This window comes from Cysteiniphilum litorale (assembly GCF_003428165.1).
In the GTDB taxonomy this organism is placed as follows: domain Bacteria; phylum Pseudomonadota; class Gammaproteobacteria; order Francisellales; family Francisellaceae; genus Caedibacter; species Caedibacter litoralis.
In genome coordinates, this window is record NZ_QLIQ01000011.1 from 1 (window position 1) to 14,733 (window position 14,733).

The following is a 14,733-nucleotide window of genomic DNA, read 5'->3' on the forward strand; positions in this document are numbered from 1 at the left end:
GAAAAACTGCTATGAGTTATCCAGAGAGTTATTTAAAAGTGTCATTGCTAAGTTTGTGACTGAGTTCGCACCATCGATGGAATCGCTACTACCAAAATTCATGCCATCCATCAATGCGTAAGTCCTATTACATATCTTATTGGACGTGTTGATTTGTTAGAAATCGTTGATGCTGCGCGATCACAATATGGTTTGGACTTGCAACCAATTCTTTATCAAGAAGTGACTGAGTATGCAAACTATTATCAAGGGGATAGAAATCAGCCGTTTGATAGTGCCCCTTTAGCGCATGCAATCTTAGCGACAACAAAGGCGGATATTTTGGCGCAGAAGAGTGGCAATTATCACTTTGAGATTAGAAATACTGATCGCGCTATTGGTGCAATGCTCAGTGGCTTTATCGCTAAGATTTATGGCAATGCCGGCTTAGAGAATCCGCTGAATTTTTATTTTAAGGGCACTGCAGGGCAAAGTTTTGGTGCATTTGCTATTCATGGCTTGCGTATGCATCTTATTGGCGAGGCAAATGACTATGTTGGCAAATCAATGGCAGGCGGTGAGATTGTCATTATCCCTCCAGTTGAAGCGATTTTTGAGCCAGCATTGAGTCCGATTATTGGTAATACTTGTTTGTATGGCGCAACTGGCGGAAAACTATTCGCCTATGGGCAGGCAGGAGAGCGTTTTGCCGTACGAAACTCAGGCGCGATTGCTGTTGTTGAAGGCGCTGGAGATCATTGCTGTGAGTATATGACAGGTGGGGTCATCATTGTGTTAGGTGAGACGGGTATTAACTTTGGTGCGGGGATGACTGGGGGTGTTTCCTTTGTCTTTGATCGCGATAATACTTTCCCTAGTCGTTATAACAATGAATTTATTAAACTTTATCGCATCCAGTCAGAGCGTATGCAGGATTATCAGGAGCTTTTGTATAGCTTAATTCAAGCGTATTTTGATAAAACACGTAGCGATCTTGCTAAAGAGATCTTGACGGATTTTCAGGGTTATTTGCGTTATTTCTGGATGGTTGCAACAGAAGCGACATTTGAAAATCGTGATGTGCTCGTGGCGCAGTATCAAATAAATCAAATAAGTCAAAGAGAACAAGAAGGACAAGAGCATTTAGCAGCAGATGTTAGTAGGAGGGTATATGGCGCAGCAAAATTTTGAATTTCTAGAGTTAAGTCGTAAAGCACCAAAAGAGCGTTGGGCGCCAGAAAGAGTTGAAGATTTCAATGAGATTCAGGGCAATTACTCAGCCAATGAGGCAAAGCTTCAGGCCAGTCGCTGTTTAGATTGTGGCACCCCATACTGTCAATTTAAGTGCCCAGTGCAGAACTATATTCCGCAGTGGTTAAGCCTCGTTGAGGAAGGACGTATTTTGGAAGCAGCGACTTTATCTCATCAAACCAATAGCTTGCCTGAGATTTGTGGACGCGTCTGTCCACAGGATCGCCTATGTGAAGGCAGTTGTACTTTGGATGAGGATTTTGGTGCGGTGAGCATTGGTGCCATTGAAAAATATATTACCGATACGGCTTTGGCAATGGGGTGGAAGCCTGAGATTGCAGATATTGCTAAAACCGGCAAAAAGGTGGCAATTATTGGCGCAGGTCCCGCGGGTCTTGCCTGTGCGGATATTCTAACGCAACATGGCATTACTGCTGTTGTTTATGATAAGCATCCTGAGATTGGCGGGTTACTTAGCTTTGGCATTCCATCGTTTAAACTTGAGAAAGACGTTGTCGTTAAACGGCGAAAAATTTTAGAGTATATGGGGGTTGAGTTTAAACTCAATACGGAAGTAGGTAAGGACATTAGTTTTGATGTGCTTTATCAGCAATATGATGCGGTTTTTATTGCTGTAGGATGCTATAAAAATATGCGCGCGAATATTCCTGGTGAGCATTTAAAAGGTGTCTATCAAGCGCTAGATTATCTGATTAATAACAATCATAAACAGATGGGGTTGATTGATAAGGCGGCACATCATGATTTTTATTTCAAGCGAGTATTGGTATTAGGTGGAGGTGATACAGCGATGGATTGCGCACGTACTGCAGTGCGCCAACAAGCCTCCAGTGTTTATTGCGCTTATCGCCGTAATGAAGCATCTATGCCAGGATCCAAACGCGAAGTCTATAAAGCTAAAGAGGAGGGTGTGAAGTTCTTGTGGCATTATCAACCGTTAGAGATTATTGGCAGTGAGCAGGTTGAGGCGGTACGCTTTGCTAGAACCAAAATTGTCGTTGATGCTCTTACTCAAAGAAATATTTTGGAAATTGATGAGCGTGATGAAGTCATTATTCCTGCCGATGCTGTAGTGATTGCCTTTGGCTTTCAACCGCATGAAATCAATTGGTTGGATCGTTATAATATTCAAACGGATGAATATGGCAGAATTCAAACGAATATTGCGATAAATGATCATGGAGAAAGTAAGACAAAGAACGTAAGTGAAGCAAATGCGGTAAATGGAGCCACTGAAGCAATTGAAGCAAAAAAACAAAAGCGCTTTGCTTTTCAAACACATAACGACAAGATTTTTGCCGGAGGTGACATCACCCGTGGCTCAGACTTGGTGGTGACGGCAATATTTGAAGGTCGCTCAGCAGCCAGAGGGATTATTAGTTATTTATCAGAGTAAGCTGAGGTGTTCTTGCGGCATCATGCATCCTTGTAATCGTGTTATGAGCTATGAGCTATGAGCTATGAGCTATGTCTTAAATCTAGCTGGTTTTCAGGTCGATGGCGTTAACAAATGTAAACAAATTGTTACATTAAATGGCTATTCACGCATCAATATTAGGTGTTACTATGCCCAAGTGAAAGCGCAGGGGGATGTGGTGTGTAAGGTTTTTACTTGGCTTCACGCACCACAAGTGGGTCATATACCGCCCACAAACCATCTTGCAGTATTCATGTCATTGAATTTTGCGCCCTTTTGAGCGCTTGAATTTTGCCAATAGTACTAGCTATTATCTTCAATTCAAGCGCTCAAAAGGATCAGAAACTTCTTCGACATCTAACGCCGCAAAATGATTTACGAGCGGTATAGAGATTTAAAATCAAATAGTGTGTGATCTAGTAGTTGAGATGGGGCAACCTTTTGCAGTGAAGAGAAAATTACTTCTTTGCGTCCGGGTGTTTGTATTTCCATATCACTGAGCATTTCTTTGATTTTTTTGCGTTGTAGATTCTCTTGTGAGCCACATAGATTACAAGGAATGATTGGGAAATTCATGTGTTGTGCGTAAGCTATGATCTCATTTTCTGCTACATAGGCTAATGGGCGAATGACGATATTGCGCTCGTCATCACTTTTAAGTTTAGCCGGCATCGCCTTGATTTGACCATTATAAAAAAGGTTTAAAAAGAAGGTCTCAATAATATCATCTTTGTGATGTCCTAAGGCAATTTTAGTGACTTTATGCTCATGCGCGAAATCATACAAAATCCCACGGCGCATGCGTGAGCATAAGCCGCAAGTTGTCTTGCCCTCGGGGATCACGCGCTTAACCACGCTATAAGTATCGCGCTCGATAATATGATATTCAATGCCAAGCTTACTCAGATATTCAGGCAATATCTCTTCTGGGAAGCCCGGTTGTTTTTGATCAAGGTTCACCGCGATAATATCAAAGTCAATAGGCGCTTTCTTTTGTAGGATCAATAACAGCTGAAGTAAGGTGTAAGAGTCCTTACCACCGGATAAACAGACCATGACCTTGTCATTGGCTTCAATCATATTAAAGTCTTCAATCGCATGTCCGACTTTGCGCAAAAGGCGTTTTTCAAGCTTGTTTAATGGCAGCTCATCGGGTGTCGTATGAGGTGTTGGAATGGCTATTTCAATCATGTGTATAGTGGAGTATTAAAAATTTGGCACAGTATATACTAGTTGATAGATGCAGGTAAGGACATTTGCTGCCAGATTGCGCTGGATAAACTAGGCGAATCTGACTAACATATTTGCCATTTATATGATTTGCTGTTTTAGGAGTTTTGCTTGTCACATTTAAAGCATACATTTGGCAAAGTTGGGGTGTTATACGGTGGAAGCTCTGCTGAGCGCGAAGTCTCATTACGTTCAGGTGCTGCGGTAATCGCGGCATTAAAGACACTTGGTATTGATGTTGTTGCAATCGATGCATCAGGCAAAGAGTTAGTGCATCAAATTGTCAATGCTTCTTTAGATCGTTGTTTGATTATGCTTCATGGTGGTGATGGTGAGGATGGGCATGTCCAGGCTTTGTTGCATCAACTTGAGATCCCTTATACGGGCTCAGATACTTTAGGTTGTGCTTTAGCAATGGATAAAATGCGCACCAAAAAGCTATGGCAAGCAGAAGGTTTATTAACGCCTAAGTCAAAAATAATCAATGCATCATTGAATGTGTCAGGTTTAAGATTTCCATTAGCAGTTAAACCGACCACACAGGGCTCAAGTGTTGGGATTCATAAGGTGTTGTCAATCGATGCTTTAGCAAAAGCCTATGAGGATGCCTCGCAATATGGTGAAGTGATGGCAGAAGAGTGGATTGAAGGCAAAGAGCTTACTGTTTCGATTGTCGATCAGACTGCATTGCCATCGATTTGGATCGAGCCAAAGCTTGAGTTCTATACCTATGAAGCTAAATATACCAAGGAAGCTGCAACCTCCTATCACTGCCCAAGTGGGGTAACGTTGGATATGGAGCAAAGTCTTAAAAGTATCGCACTTCAAGCATTTTCATCGGTAGGATGCAGTGGCTGGGGGCGTGTTGATTTTATGTTGTCAAAAGACAATAAACTGTATCTGATTGAAGTCAATACAGTGCCGGGGATGACCAATTTAAGTTTGGTGCCGCAAGCAGCTAAGGCACACGGTTGGGATTTTGAAAGCCTCGTGCTTAAAATACTCGAAAGTTCGTTATGAAATTAAAGCTATATCTTAAGTCAACGTGCTTTGTCTTAATTGTGGTGGGACTTTTATTGGGTGTGCGTTATGTATTTAAGGAAAGTAGTGCGCATTTGCAGAAAGTGGCAATTGTAACAAAAGGCGAGCTTGACTATATCTCAAAACCACAAATTGTCGATTTAATCAAACCATTTCAAGAAGACACATGGTGGGAGCTTAATGTTGGTGATGTAACACAGGCAATTAAACAATACCCAGGCATCAAAGAAATCAAAGTGCAAAAACAATGGTCAGATCAGTTGATCGTTGAGTTAACAGAATATAAACCGAAAGCCTACTGGAACTCGCGCAATGAAATATTACTTGAGGATAAAGAAGTCATTGCGCCGAAGTATTTCTCAGGATCGATGAATCTACCTATTTTTTATGGTGATAAAAACAATATTGATACGATAGAAAATGGTTATGGGCGTTTGCAGAAAGTGGCTGTAGATAATGGCTTTAGCGTTCGTGATATTAGTTTTCAAGGCAATCAGTGGCAGATTACATTAAATACCGATGTTAAGGTATGGCTAGGTTCAAGTCGGATTGAGCAAAAGCTATTACAGTTATTACAAAACTATAAAAGTATAGAAATCCCTAAGGGACAGAAATTAGCCACTGTTGATATGCGTTATCATAGTGGTTTTGCTGTTGGCTTTAAAGCAGCAGAGAATGATGCCCAAAAAGGTTAAAATTCGCAAAAAATCGTAAGTTTACCGTGTAAGCAAGATTCAGTTTTGCCGAATTTATGTTAGAGTATACAGCAATTTGTTTGAAACCCTTAGCTTAGGTTGATTTGCCCTTGTTGTTGGTCAGAAATGATACGTAAATATCATTGAGGGTCAGGGTGAGTAACAAAAGAATACGACGTAAGTTAAAACACTAAAACTGGAATGAGTATCTAGAATATGTCTGAAATCGTGGAAAAGAAGATATTATGTGCCATTGATATCGGAACGTCAAAAGTTGTGGCTTTGGTGGCAGAGTTAAATGAAGATGAACAGATCAATATCATTGGTATTGGGACGCAGCCTTCAAAAGGTCTTAAAAAGGGCGTGATTGTCAATATTGATGCGACGGTCAAAGCCATTCAAAAAGCCGTGCAAGAGGCGGAAGATGTCTGCGGCTTTAGTATTAAAGAAGCTTATATTGGTATTGCTGGCAGTCATATTCGGAGCTTTGACTCACATGGAGTTGTTGCTATTGAGAGCGCTGAAGTATCACAACGTGATTTAGATCGTGTTATCGAGTCAGCAAAAGCCGTACCGATGCCGGCAGATCAAGAGATTCTACATATTTTGTACCAAGATTTCATGATTGATAATCACAATGGCATCAAAGAGCCATTGGGTATGTCTGGTGTGCGTTTAGAAGCCAAGGTTCATATGGTGACCGCCTCTTCAAGTGCTGTGCAGAATATCAAGAAATGCGTTAACCGTTGTGGTATTAAGGTGCAAGACATCGTCCTTGAGCAGCTTGCTTCAAGTTACGCCGTTTTAACCGATGATGAAAAAGAATTGGGCGTTTGTTTAATTGATATTGGTGCAGGCACAACTGATGTGGCTGTATTTATCGAAGGTGCCATCAAATACACTTCAGTTATTCCAATTGCAGGTAGCCAGATCACCAGTGATATAGCACATGCTTTGCGTGTGGCAACAGATACTGCTGAGCGGATCAAGATTCAATATGGCTGCTCAATGAGCAATTTGGTGAAATCGGATGATGCGATCGAGATTCCAGGACTTGCGGATCGTTTAGCGCGACGTGTGCCTTTGCAAACGCTTGCCGGTGTTATCGAGGCAAGAACGGAAGAGTTATTTGGTATCGTGTATGAGGCGCTAGATAAGAATAACTTATTAGAAGCAATCTCAGCCGGTATCGTATTAACTGGTGGCGCGGCTAAGATGCGAGGTATCGCACCATTAGCAGAAGAAATCTTTAAAGTGCCCGTGCGCATTGGTGGTCCTACAAATATCACCGGTGTTCAAGATGTACTGCATAACCCTGTGCACTCAACAGGTGTAGGCTTGATTAAATACAGTCATATGCAGATAGAAGAAGGTCAAGTGGTATATGAAGAAGATGCCGATAGCGCTGGTATGTGGGGTAAAATGAAAGGTTGGTTTGGTAAGCATTTTTAATATTCTAAAAAGCATAAGCAAGATAGTAAATTTGTTAAGAGTTAAGAGTTAAGAGTTAAGAGTTAAGAGTTAAGAGTTAAGAGTTAAGAGTTAAAATATAGTTTTATAAAAGGAGTACATTACATGTTTGAAATTTCAGAATCGTTGACAGACAATGCCGTTATTAAAGTAATTGGTGTTGGCGGCGGTGGCGGCAATGCCGTTGAGCATATGTTGACACAAAATATCGAAGGCGTTGAGTTTATTTGTGCCAACACTGACTCACAAGCGCTTAAGAACTCAAGTGCTCGTCATGCGATTCAAATCGGTAATGAATTGACAAAAGGCCTAGGGGCTGGTGCTAACCCTGAAGTCGGTAAACGCGCAGCACAAGAAGATCGTGCGCGTATTCAGCAAGCACTAGAAGGTGCTGATATGGTATTTATTACTGCTGGCATGGGTGGCGGTACCGGTACGGGGGCCGCTCCTGTGATCGCTGAAGTTGCTAAAGAAATGGGTATTCTAACCGTGGCAGTTGTTACTAAGCCATTTCCATTTGAAGGGCGCCGCAGAATGCAGTTAGCTGAGTATGGTATTAGTGAATTATCACAAAGTGTTGATTCATTGATTACAATTCCTAATGCAAAACTATTGAGTGTGTTGGGTAAGAATATTAGTTTATTAGATGCATTTAAAGCAGCTAATGGTGTATTGCAAGGCGCGGTACAAGGTATTGCTGAATTAATCACACGCCCAGGTTTGATCAACGTCGACTTTGCGGATGTGAGAACGGTAATGTCAGCCATGGGTGTGGCAATGATGGGCACAGCAACAGCATCTGGTGAAAATCGTGCACGCGAGGCAGCGGAAGCCGCTGTGGCAAGTCCATTATTAGAAGATGTGAATTTAGCCGGTGCTAAAGGTGTGCTTGTTAATATCACGGCAGGCATGGATATGTCTATCGGTGAATTTGAAGAAGTTGGCGATGTGATTAAAGCCTTTACGTCAGATCAAGCAACAGTTGTTGTTGGTACGGTAATTGATCAGGATATGTCTGATGAATTGCGTGTAACTATCGTTGTAACTGGGCTTGAAACGGCAGGTAGTAATGCAACGTTTGTTAGTGGGGCGGCAGGTCAAAAGCCAGCAAGCCCTTATGGTCGCCAAAATGTATCATTTAAAGCGCCAGAGAATAACGCCTTTAACTCAAATAATATGCTAAGACGTCAAGCTCCTTCAGTTGAAGCGCAAGAAGTTGAAAAAGAGCAAAAAGTAGCGGCTGAATCAGATAATGAATATTTAGATATTCCTACTTTCTTGCGTCGCAAGGCAGATTAATATAGTTTAGATAATATTAATTACCATCATTATAATACCCCATGAAATTAAAGTGGCTTTGAAAATCACAGCAAAACTGGTTCACGACGATATTATTATGTTGCCAGAGGGCAGGTATATCCAACGTCACAGAATGGTGTAAGAAAGAAGGGTGTTGGCAACGCCTCAAAGAAGAGGCTAGGGAGTATTATACATTTAGATCGCTGGATCTTTGATGCAACTGCCTTTGGAGTAGTTGGATGTTGTCTATCTTGCATTATTGGAAGTCATGGGAGTGGCTGGTTATAAACTGCAAACACATTAAAACCTTTAGAAAAAAGCATAAGTAAATGATACCATGGCGGTGCTATTTACAAGTGAAGTTAAAGATAGATTACGATGATAGAAAAATTTGACCCCAAAAGAGAGCAGCCAGTGACGTTCACTCAAGCTGCTTTAGCGCATTTTAAAAACCATTTGGCAAAAACCCAATCGCTTGCCATCAAGATTGGTATTACAACAACAGGTTGTTCAGGCTTGGCTTATGTTGTTGAGCCAGTTAAGGAAATTCCTGAAGGCTTTATTAAGATCGATGAGGAAGGTGTTTTGTTTTTCGTGGATCCTAAGGCATTACAATATGTCAATGGTCTTGAAATAGATCATGTCAAAAGAGAATTAGGTTTATCACAGCTTGTTTATAATAATCCCAATGAATCAGCGCGTTGTGGTTGTGGTGAGAGCTTTACTGTGCAACAAGAAGGATTAAAATAATAATGAAAATGTCTGATGTTGCTATTTTACGCCGTGAAGTTGAAGTAACCACAGTTCCCTATGGTGAGAAAATGACTTTGTTACCAGGTCAGGAAGTGCTGGTAACGCAAGCAATGGGTGCAAGCTTCACGCTAAATGTGATGGGTAACCTTGTCTATCTTGATGGCAAAGATGCCGATGCGATTAATCGAGAGGTAGTGCTTTTGCCAAGTGATAAAGCCAATATTCAAGCTAAAGATGAGGTGAATCTTGATCTTTTATGGGATCAACTACGCACGGTTTATGATCCTGAGATCCCTGTGAACATCGTTGATTTGGGTCTGATTTATGATATTTCAACCACGCGGTTGGACACTGGCAATTATCACATCGGTGTGCAGATGACTTTAACTGCCCCAGGATGCGGTATGGGGCCTGTATTGGTACAGGATGTTGAAGATAAGCTTAAGCAATTTGCCAATGTCGAAAAGACCGATGTGGTATTGGTGTTTGATCCGCCATGGAATTCTGAAATGATGACGGAAGAAGCAAAGCTTGAGCTTGGACTTTTTTAGGTTAGTAAAGGATTTAAGCCATGATAAAAGTAGTGTATCCTGGGACATTTGATCCTATTAGTTTAGGGCATATTGATTTAATTAAACGCGCGAAATCTTTATTTGATGAAGTGATTGTTGCTATTTCAACAGGTAATGGCAAGTCAACACTCTTTACTGAGAAGGAGCGCTTTAACATCACCTCTGAAGTTTTGTCTGACATGCCTAATGTGCGTGTTGTGCGCTTACAAGGATTGATTGCTGACTTTATTGATGAAGTGGGTGCAAATGCCGTTATTCGCGGATTGCGCGCGGTTTCTGATTTTGACTATGAGTTTCAGATGGCAAATATCAATCGTCATTTAAATAAAAAGTTTGAAACAATCTTTTTAACGCCAGATGAAAAATATACGTGTTTATCATCAACAATGATTCGTCAAGTCTCCAAAATTGATCCCCATCGAGTGGCTGACTATGTACATCCGGTGGTGTTAGACGCGTTGTTAGAAAAAAGAAGTCGCCATAACTAAGTTGAGAGCTTGATCTAAGAAACCTTTTGACATATTTCAAGAAAAGCCTTAGCTGCACGCGATAGCTCGACCTTTTTGTGATAGATACAGGCACTATTAATATAGATCGGTGTATCGATAAGTGGTAATTCTCTGAGTTTATCTGACATCATGTCCTCAGTAATGATTGACCAACCAAAGCCTGATTCAACAAGTCTTTTAATGATTTCAAGCATATTGATGTTACTAAGCTCAGACGAGCGGATGTTATGTTTATCCAATAGTGTATGCAAAACCGTGTGATGCCTATTCTCAGGTGCTGGAGATAACACAGGAATTTCATTTAAGCGCTGCACAATATCACCATTTTGCTGCCAAAATGGATGATTTTTAGCAATAACAGCGATAACACGATTTTTTTGTAGAATATGGCAGTCAATATTTTCAGGCATGTTCTCTTTTATGGTAATTAAACCAATCTCTGCTTCGAGTGCGCTCACCTTCTCAATGATCGGTAATGAGTAGGTTGAGTCGAGTTTGATATTTACTTTGGGGTATTTAGATGTAAATTCTTTAAGTATTTTGGGCAAAAAATTGAGTCCCAGATGATAATTGCAACTAATACTTAAATCACCGATAACATCGTCTTGGAAAAGTTGCATTTTGTGCTCAAGACTACTCCACGCTTGGATTAAGTGATTAGCATCAGGGATAAGAGCTTTGCCTGCGCTAGTGAGCTGAACCAGAGATCCTGTGCGATGAAATAGTTGATTATTTAACTGTGATTCAAGTTGTGAGATACGTTTGGTAATCGTCGGTTGTGTCAAAAATAATTTATCAGCCGCGGCAGTAAATGATTGGGTTTCAGCAACGGCTAAAAAGGCGCGGATATTCTTCATTGATTCCATCTTTGAATGGTTTCCATTTATTTAATTCATTTTATCTATAGTGTAGCGCTTGTTAGAATGATGACATAATAAATTTTTGCGAAAAGGTGATTTGATGATTGTATTAATGATTTATTTGGTGGCGGGTATTGTCACGGGTATTTTGTCTGCATGGGTAGGCGCAGGTGGTGGCGCTATCATCATTCCATTGATGTTAGTGGTTTGTAAATATCAAGGGATGTCAAATGTGATAGCTATTCATTTAGCGGTTTCAACATCGTTGGCATTTATTATGATCAATGCATTTTATAATGCTTACAAACATTATAGACATGGGCATTTAGTGCTGACAATTCTAAAAAATGCGCTGCCTATGATCTTTGTTGGTGCGATTTTAGGTACTATTATTAGTGAATTTATGCCTGCAAGAGCGATTGAGATTTTGTTTGCCGTCGTGCTATTAGTAAGCCTTATTAAGACATTTCGTTTGAAGAAAACACACGCGAGTGAGGATATTGTGATGCCATCTAAAGGTTCATGCATTTTTCTTGGCAGTACCACGGGATTATTATCAAGTATTGTTGGTATTGGTGGTTCAAGTATTGTTAATCCATATATGAAACACTACCATTATCCAATGAAAAATTGTGCAGCAATGGCGGCAGCAACCGCTTTCCCAACAGGTCTCGTCGCGACTATTACCATGCTAGTATCCAGTTATCATGCCGCGGGGATTCCTGCGTATAGCTTGGGGTATTTATATTTACCTGCCTTTTGTGGATTGTTAGTTGGTTCAGTTATCGGCACACCGATTGGTATTCGCATTGTTAAAAAATGCCCTGAAGTCGTATCGCTGTGGTTATTCAGGTTGATTTTAATCTATGTAATTATTGATATGTTGTAGTGCTCAAGGGTGAAGTAAGTATCAAATGTCACATAATATTAACTCAATTGGTAATGACTTTTAAGTCCAATTTTTAATTTGATATTTTGTCACGATCTTGCCACCAATTAAATGCGACTGAATAATCTCTTCAAGAACTTCGGGGGTGCATGAGTGATACCATACTCCTTCAGGATAAACAACAGCAATAGGACCTTGTATACATACGCGTAGGCAATTGGCTTTGGTACGGTAGATTTCACCAGATTGTGAGAGTTTAAGCTCAGATAGGCGTCTTTTAAGATAGTCCCATGCAATGAGAGAGTCGTCTTTGTTGCAGCATTTATCAACGCTTTGATCACAGCATAAAAAAATATGGCGTTTAATATTATTCAAACCTAGTGTTTGCGCTTTTTGGATTAATAATTCATCTTGCATAACAATCCTTAGAAATTTAAAAGGGAATAAGGTTAAATAGTGGAATAAGAATTGGCGTTGCCAGAGTTAATACAAACCCACTACTAATAGCAACAGGTACGGCTTGAATACCGATATGATCTTTAATGACTGGTAGACTAAAATCCATCGCCGTGGCACCGCTATAACTCACCAGTTCAGTAGGAATACGTTTTGCCAATACTGGAATCACAATAATCGCGATAATTTCGCGTGAGAAATCGATAAAAAATGTCATTGTCCCAAAGTGGGCATCAATCAGCTGAGCATTTAAAATACTGGCTAAACTATACCAACCAAAGCCGCTTGTGAGCATTAATGCATGTGATAATGGAATATCAAAGAAAAGTCCTAAAACAGCGCCAACGGCAAGAGAGCTGATCATTAAGATAATTGCAATCATAATGCCTGTTTTATTCTTGAGAATTTGAGTGAGAGAATGACCTTCGCGGCGCATTTGGATCCCAATAATAAATAAAGTCAGGATTAAAATGGCATCAATAATAAGTTCGATATGCAAAAGGGGTTTGTTGATAAATAGTCCAAGTAACGTACCAATAACAAGGTAAAGGAGATATTTGCAACTGGTTAGAATTGGTTTTAGCGGGCTTTGTGCTTTGACCATGTCGTGATGCGCTTTGATTGCGCGTTTTGGCTTTAAGCGCAAATAACCATTGACTGCTAATACATTGATAGCAAATAAGGCGGCAATAAAGCTTAAGGTAATGCCAAGCATTGAAACAAGCTCACCTTGAAGTTTATAGATAAGCTCGCCAAAATTATAACCCATGACCGTAATAATCAGGCTAATCATCGCTGAGAGTAGTTTATTCATCAGCTTGTTAGATAAGAATTTCAGGTCTATAAAATAACCAAGAATTAATGCTGATAGAATAATAAGTGCTTGAATCATTTACTCACCACTGATGCTACATTGTTTTATGAGCAGTGAACCACTTTGGATGCGTGAAAAAGGTTCAATATCATCACCCATAGCAATAATGCTTTGCAGCATGTCACCCAAATTGCCGGCAATGGTAAAGTTGTCAATCGGATAGCAGATTTCACCTTTTTCAACATAATAACCCATCGCACCCTGTGAGTAATCACCCGTGGTAATATGAAAACCTTGCCCCATGGTTTCATGGATAATCACGCCCTTATCGATTGATTTAATCAGGTTGTCATATGATTGCGTGTTGCTGCTATGAACTGTTAAGTTGCTAATGCCGCCGGCATTGCCTGTGGTTTCACGCTTTAGCTGGCGCGCACTATAACTGCTTAATAAATAGCGATTCAAAATACCATGGGTAATAATCGGGTTTGCACCCAAGTTCACACCCTCATTATCATAAGGTTGATTGCCAAGCGCTTGTGGAATATTAGGATTTTCAATAAGGCTGATATCATGAGCAATGATGGATTGATCAATTTTATCCAAAAGGAAAGTATCTTTATGGTATTGGCGTTGTCCTTTGATGGCGGATAATAAGGCACCCCAAAATGAGCGGGCAATAGCTGGCGACAGTAGAATTGGCAATTGTTGACTTTGAATGCGTCGTGGGTTTCTGCGATCTAGCGTACGCTTAAGTGCAAGCTTAGCAATGTGCTCAATACTTGGCAGCGTAGTAAAATCATGCGCGCTATAGTAAGCATTATCACGTTGCATACCGTGATTATCTTTGGCAATAAGTCCCATGCCGATGCTGTGACGTGTCTCAGGATACACATGCAAAAAGCCATGACTATTAGCAAAGCCATGCAAAATCTCAAAACTATCAATATCAACGCCTTCAGAATGATCAATATCATTATTCTCAAGTGCTATTGCCTCGCAATGCTTGGCATGATCAATGAGTTTATCAATACTAAAGTTTGCAATCGGTTGATAAAGCTCTGGCATTTCAGATGGTGAACATAGAAAGCGCTTGTCAATAACTCCGGCAAAAGGATCTCTCTCGGTAAAGTTGGCGATGGTTTTGGCATTATCGATAATCGATAGAATACTCTTTTCACTGAGATCTGAGGTTTCAGCGTAACCTGTTTTACCTTGATGATAAATGGTAACACTCAACTGCTGAGTAACATTGTATTCTAAAGTTTCGGTCTGTTGATCGCGAACGGCAATAACATGTCCTTGGTCATAGCTGCAATTGATTTCAAAAGCATCGATATTTTTCTTATGCAGCACGCGGCTTGCAAATTGAAGAACATCTTGTAAATAGCGCTTTTTATCGAGAATAGACATGTTTAGTAATATTGAAATATTTAAAGTGCAATGTGCTACATTATCGGCAATTGCTTAAAATAAG

At 40.3% G+C, this 14,733-nt stretch carries 15 protein-coding genes; 10 read left to right on the top strand and 5 right to left on the bottom strand.

From position 1 onward, the window contains the following. Positions 1-153 precede the first annotated feature (153 nt). A complete protein-coding gene (locus DNJ75_RS06200) occupies positions 154-1,170 on the top strand; it encodes a GltB/FmdC/FwdC-like GXGXG domain-containing protein (protein WP_229667680.1) in 1,017 nt (338 codons plus the stop codon). Further along, positions 1,151-2,647 (top strand): FAD-dependent oxidoreductase, encoded by a 1,497-nt coding sequence (locus tag DNJ75_RS06205; protein ID WP_117002329.1) that lies wholly within the window; start codon positions 1,151-1,153, stop codon positions 2,645-2,647. The genes DNJ75_RS06200 and DNJ75_RS06205 overlap by 20 nt, the downstream gene beginning before the upstream one ends. 396 nt (positions 2,648-3,043) lie before the next feature. Here DNJ75_RS06205 and ttcA read toward each other — a convergent pair whose 3' ends face one another. Beyond that, positions 3,044-3,859, bottom strand: a complete 816-nt coding sequence (ttcA, locus tag DNJ75_RS06215; protein WP_117002331.1) for a tRNA 2-thiocytidine(32) synthetase TtcA — start codon at positions 3,857-3,859, stop codon at positions 3,044-3,046. 150 nt (positions 3,860-4,009) lie between these two features. On the opposite strand from ttcA, the gene DNJ75_RS06220 reads away from it, so the two are divergent. From DNJ75_RS06220 to coaD, 7 genes are all read left to right on the top strand, one after another. After that, complete coding sequence (locus tag DNJ75_RS06220; protein ID WP_117002332.1) at positions 4,010-4,918, top strand: D-alanine--D-alanine ligase; 909 nt, start codon at positions 4,010-4,012, stop codon at positions 4,916-4,918. Beyond that, positions 4,915-5,634, top strand: coding sequence for a cell division protein FtsQ/DivIB (locus tag DNJ75_RS06225; RefSeq protein ID WP_117002333.1), 720 nt, complete (start codon positions 4,915-4,917; stop codon positions 5,632-5,634). The genes DNJ75_RS06220 and DNJ75_RS06225 overlap by 4 nt, the downstream gene beginning before the upstream one ends. 216 nt (positions 5,635-5,850) lie before the next feature. Then, positions 5,851-7,086, top strand: coding sequence for a cell division protein FtsA (gene ftsA, locus DNJ75_RS06230; protein ID WP_117002334.1), 1,236 nt, complete (start codon positions 5,851-5,853; stop codon positions 7,084-7,086). A 123-nt stretch (positions 7,087-7,209) separates the two neighbouring features. Beyond that, a complete protein-coding gene (gene ftsZ / locus DNJ75_RS06235) occupies positions 7,210-8,403 on the top strand; it encodes a cell division protein FtsZ (RefSeq protein WP_117002335.1) in 1,194 nt (397 codons plus the stop codon). A 378-nt stretch (positions 8,404-8,781) separates the two neighbouring features. Continuing rightward, positions 8,782-9,153, top strand: coding sequence for a HesB/IscA family protein (locus DNJ75_RS06240; RefSeq protein ID WP_117002336.1), 372 nt, complete (start codon positions 8,782-8,784; stop codon positions 9,151-9,153). 2 nt (positions 9,154-9,155) lie between these two features. Then, positions 9,156-9,707: a putative Fe-S cluster assembly protein SufT gene (sufT, locus tag DNJ75_RS06245; RefSeq protein WP_117002337.1), complete on the top strand. Its 552-nt coding sequence runs from the start codon at positions 9,156-9,158 to the stop codon at positions 9,705-9,707. Between the two features lie 20 nt (positions 9,708-9,727). After that, positions 9,728-10,216 (top strand): pantetheine-phosphate adenylyltransferase, encoded by a 489-nt coding sequence (gene coaD / locus DNJ75_RS06250; RefSeq protein ID WP_117002338.1) that lies wholly within the window; start codon positions 9,728-9,730, stop codon positions 10,214-10,216. A 14-nt stretch (positions 10,217-10,230) separates the two neighbouring features. On the opposite strand, the gene DNJ75_RS06255 is transcribed toward coaD, so the two are convergent. Beyond that, on the bottom strand, positions 10,231-11,094 hold the full coding sequence (locus tag DNJ75_RS06255; protein ID WP_170137199.1) for a LysR family transcriptional regulator: 864 nt from the start codon (positions 11,092-11,094) through the stop codon (positions 10,231-10,233). Between the two features lie 103 nt (positions 11,095-11,197). Between DNJ75_RS06255 and DNJ75_RS06260 the strand changes: the two genes are divergently transcribed. Beyond that, positions 11,198-11,986 (top strand): sulfite exporter TauE/SafE family protein, encoded by a 789-nt coding sequence (locus tag DNJ75_RS06260; RefSeq protein ID WP_224742322.1) that lies wholly within the window; start codon positions 11,198-11,200, stop codon positions 11,984-11,986. Between the two features lie 60 nt (positions 11,987-12,046). Here DNJ75_RS06260 and DNJ75_RS06265 read toward each other — a convergent pair whose 3' ends face one another. The 3 genes from DNJ75_RS06265 to DNJ75_RS06275 are packed head-to-tail and all read right to left on the bottom strand — an operon-like array spanning position 12,047 to position 14,669. Next, positions 12,047-12,403 (bottom strand): (2Fe-2S) ferredoxin domain-containing protein, encoded by a 357-nt coding sequence (locus tag DNJ75_RS06265; RefSeq protein ID WP_117002340.1) that lies wholly within the window; start codon positions 12,401-12,403, stop codon positions 12,047-12,049. A 16-nt stretch (positions 12,404-12,419) separates the two neighbouring features. Beyond that, a complete protein-coding gene (locus tag DNJ75_RS06270) occupies positions 12,420-13,334 on the bottom strand; it encodes a lysine exporter LysO family protein (protein WP_117002341.1) in 915 nt (304 codons plus the stop codon). Further along, complete coding sequence (locus DNJ75_RS06275; protein ID WP_117002342.1) at positions 13,335-14,669, bottom strand: TldD/PmbA family protein; 1,335 nt, start codon at positions 14,667-14,669, stop codon at positions 13,335-13,337. Positions 14,670-14,733: the final 64 nt, after the last annotated feature.